Genomic DNA, 4,198 nt, shown 5'->3' on the forward strand with positions numbered 1-4,198 from the left:
GCGTCCCTCCCCCCCCGCGGCGCCCCCCCGCGCCGCGGCGGCGCATCTCGCCCGCACCCCACCCCCCTGCCGGCGCGTCTCCCCCATTTGGCGGCCACAGCCGCGCCGACTCGAGCCCGGAATCCGGGACAGATGCGCCGAGTCGCGGCTACTGCGGCAGACCGAGGCTCTGCGAGCAGGCCGGCCAGGAGCCGTAGCCACCGTTGGCGTCACGGACCTTGGTCGCGATCGCGATCTGGGTCTCGCGGCTGTTCTCGCTCGGGAGACCCGAGCCACCGTAGGCCTGCCAGGTCTGCACGTTGAACTGCAGACCGCCGTAGTAGCCGTTACCGGTGTTGATCGCCCAGTTGCCGCCGGACTCGCACTGCGCGAGCTGGTCCCAGACGGTGCTGCCGCCGGCGAAGTTGGCCGCAGGGGCCTCCTCCTTGGTGCCGATCTTGACGACGCGGGTCTCGGCCCCCTCGATGACGTTCTGCTCGAGGACCTTCCTGGAGACGGCCTCGCCGTTCTTGTAGAAGATGCGGTAGGTCACCGAACGGACTCCGTCGGAGCCTTCCTCGACGACCTCGGTCTCACCCTTGGCCATCGAGGAGTCCTCGATCTCCTTGACCGGAGCCTCGACCGTCTCGCGGGCGACCTTCCGGTTCTTGGCGGAGAAGTCGGTGAAGACGATCTTCTGACCGCTCTTCAGAGCCTTGTCGGAGGCCGGGGAGACCTGGTCCCGAGGCTCGAGCTCGACGCCGAGGTCCTTGAGCGCGTCGCCGACGGTCAGCGCGGTGACGCTGACCTTCTTGGTCTTCTTCCCCGCCAGGGCGACCTTGACGGCCTTCGGCGTGACGACGTCGAGCGACATCCCGTCGCGGCCGATGTAGGCGCCGCGGCTGGTCGAGAGCTCGGCCCGGTCGTAGTCGCGGCCGAGCTCGGCGAGCGCGCCGCCGACGGTGGTCGCGGTGACCCAGTGGTCCTGGGACTTGCCGTCGACCTCGAGGCTCAGCTGACGGGCGTAGCGGACGCTGATCGCGCTCCCGTCCTCCACCTCGGTGTCGAGCGATGGGGCAACCGCGTCGCGGTCGCCGATCTCGATGCCCTCGGCCTCGAGGACCTCACCGACCGTGTCGGCGTTGACGCTGACGTCCTTGGCCTTGCCGTCGATCGAGACGACGACATCGGTCTGGGCGGTCTTGACCCCGTACGCTGCGCCGCCTGCGGCGACCACTGCGGCGGCCAGTCCGCCGACCAGAACGGCCTTACGGCGTCGGGTTGAAGCGATGTTGCGGAACCACGAGTTGGTGCTGCTGGGGGGCACGATGCTCCGATGTTTGGTGTCCCCGGGCACGGGCGAACGGTGTTGCGAGATCTGGTGATCTACGCGCTGAGGCCCACCCCCAACACCGTCCGGATCTGTCCCGATCCCGGCTATCTCGCCGGACAGCGGAACAAATGCGGTCGGTTAAATGCAAGTCCCCTAACCGATCAGCAGGCAATTACAAGCATGCAATCTCGGTATCAAATGGGGGCCATAGACGGTTGTCAATACCTGTCGCAGCGAATAACAGGTGTGCGATTCACCACGTCGAAATCGCTGGTCAAGCGGGTTGATCACGGCGCATGTCGTAATCCCGCCACGAAATTTCGCTCCCCCTGGCCAATAGGCGACAAATCCTTTACAGGTAACTGCGTTGCTTGGTGTTGTACTCCGAAGCCATCTCTGTCGTGATGGCCCGTCGTGCCGGTCAGTTCTCGGGGAAGGCAGATGTGCGCGATGTCACCAGACTCCGGAGGAACGATGAACAGACGCGTTACCAGCGCGCTGGCCGCACTCGCGGTCGCAGGCGTGACGCCAGTGATCCTCACCCACTCGTCGGCGAGCGCCGTCGAGACCGAGGGGACCCCTGCTGCGGCCGCCGTCAAGCAGAAGGTCGACAACAAGCCCGACGCGCTCAACACCAAGCGCACTGAGCTCAAGACCAACGCCGCCACCGCGGTTGCCACGGGCGAGAAGCAGACGGTCACCAAGAACGGCAGCCAGGTCGTCAAGATGGGCTCGGGCAAGAACACCCGCTGGGTGGAGCACGAGCCCACCGAGAAGTCCCAGCTGCTGAGCTTCCTGGTCGAGTTCGGCGAGGGCGGCAACCCGGCCTTCCCCGAGAACACCTCGGGCCCGCTCCACAACGAGATCGCCCCGCCCGCCGAGGACGACAACTCCACCTACTGGGAGGAGGACTTCTCCCGCGAGCACTACATGGACATGTTCTTCAACCAGAACAAGGGCGAGGAGTCGTTCCACAACGTCTACAAGGAGATGTCGAGCGGCCGCTTCGACCTCCAGGGTGACGTCAGCGACTGGGTCACGCTCCCGCACGCGGAGTCCTACTACCAGAGCGCGACCGGCGACGAGACCGCCTCCGCCATGAAGAACTACGTCCAGGACAGCGCCAACGCCTGGTACGAGTCGCAGAAGGCGGCGGGCAAGACCGACGCCGAGATCACCGCGTACCTCCAGGACTACGACATCTGGGACCGCTACGACCTCGATGGCGACGGCAACTTCAACGAGGCCGACGGCTACATCGACCACTTCCAGGCGATCCACTCCGGTGCGGGCGAGGAGGCCGGCGCCGACCCGTGGACCATCTGGTCGCACCGCTGGGCCGCCAACGCGTCCGGCTCCGACGGCCCGGCCGACTTCCCGAAGGCCGGTGGCGTCAAGATCGGTAACACCGACATCTGGATCCGCGACTACACCACCGAGCCCGAGAACGGCGGCCTGGGCGTCTTCGCCCACGAGTTCGGCCACGACCTCGGTCTGCCGGACTTCTACGACACCGCGGGCGGCGAGAACGGCACCGGCTTCTGGACCCTGATGAGCTCGGGTTCCTGGCTCGGCCACGGTGACGGCACCATCGGCACCACCCCGAACCACATGGGCGCCCCCGAGAAGCTCTTCCTCGGCTGGCTCAACTACGACACCGTCGAGGCCGGCTCCAAGAAGAAGCTGACCCTGGGCCCGAGCTTCCACGACACCGGGTCGAAGACCCCGCAGGCACTCGTGGTCAACCTCCCCGACGGGGAGACGACCCACGACGTCGGCTCCGGCACCTCCGGCAAGTCCTTCCTCTACTCCGGCAAGGGCGACGACCGCACGGCCACCGCGGTCAGCCCTGCGATCACCGTCCCCGACGGTGGCACGCTCTCGGCCAAGGTGAAGTACGACCTCGAGGCGGAGTACGACTTCACCTTCCTGGAGGCCTCCACCGACGGCGGCACCACCTGGTCGACGCCGCTGGCGACGAACCTGTCCTCGGCCGAGTACAACAACGGCATCCACGGCACCTCCGACAGCACCTGTGACGGCAACTGCGCCGACCACGACCCGACCGAGTACGTCGACCTGACCGCCGACCTCTCGGCGTACGCCGGTCAGAACGTGACGCTCCGCTTCCGCACCGCAAACGACGGCGGCGTCGCCTACTACGGCTTCGCCATCGACGACCTCTCGGTCGGCTCGGCCTACACGACGGACTTCTCGTCCTTCGCCGACTGGACCGTCAAGGAGTACATGGGCATCACCGACGGCACCTACACCTCGACGTACCCGCGCTTCTACATCGCCGAGAACCGGCAGTACAAGGGCTACGACAAGACGCTGGCCGAGGGTCCGTACAACTTCGGCTACGGGGTCACCGCGCCGGACAAGGTCGACCACTACGCCTACCAGGACGGTCTGCTGGTCTGGTACCAGAACGGTGCGTACGGCGACAACAACACCTCGGAGCACCCCGGTGGTGGCCAGGCGCTGGTCGTCGACTCCACCGCGAAGCCGAGCCTGTGGTCGAACGGCACCCTCGCCCGGAACCGGATGCAGGGCTACGACTCGACCTTCGACGTCGACCGTGCCGACGCTCTGCGGCTCGAGGCCGAGGTCGCCGGTGGCGCCGACAACGTCCTGAACGTGCCGCGGCACAAGAGCGTGCCGACGTTCTACGACAACTCCGAGACGGCCTACTGGGACGCGTCCAACCCGGCGCACTCCACCAAGACCGCCGGCAGCGGCGTGAAGATCACGGTGCTCTCCTCGGACGAGCGCAAGGGGATCATGAAGATCAGCGTCTCCTGATCTGATCCGATCAGCCCCGCTGGTCGAGCCCGCGAGCGCTAGCGAGCGGTGTCGAGACCAACACAGTCGAATGTGTTGGTC

General features: G+C 66.6%; 2 protein-coding genes. One reads left to right on the forward strand and one right to left on the reverse strand.

Annotated elements, in window-relative coordinates; all coding sequences use genetic code 11:
- Positions 1 to 148: 148 nt before the first annotated feature.
- The gene (locus ACFU7D_RS28930) at positions 149 to 1,306 is read right to left on the reverse strand and encodes a ubiquitin-like domain-containing protein (RefSeq protein WP_378729541.1); all 1,158 of its coding nucleotides are present in this window, start codon (positions 1,304 to 1,306) and stop codon (positions 149 to 151) included.
- Positions 1,307 to 1,786: 480 nt separating this feature from the next.
- Here ACFU7D_RS28930 and ACFU7D_RS28935 point away from each other — a divergent pair, with 480 nt between their 5' ends.
- Positions 1,787 to 4,117 carry an immune inhibitor A domain-containing protein gene (locus ACFU7D_RS28935; RefSeq protein WP_378873791.1) on the forward strand — a complete coding sequence of 777 codons (2,331 nt, stop codon included), beginning with the start codon at positions 1,787 to 1,789 and terminating at the stop codon, positions 4,115 to 4,117.
- Positions 4,118 to 4,198 lie beyond the last annotated feature (81 nt).

Source organism: Nocardioides sp. NPDC057577, assembly GCF_042801335.1.
Lineage (GTDB): Bacteria > Actinomycetota > Actinomycetes > Propionibacteriales > Nocardioidaceae > Nocardioides.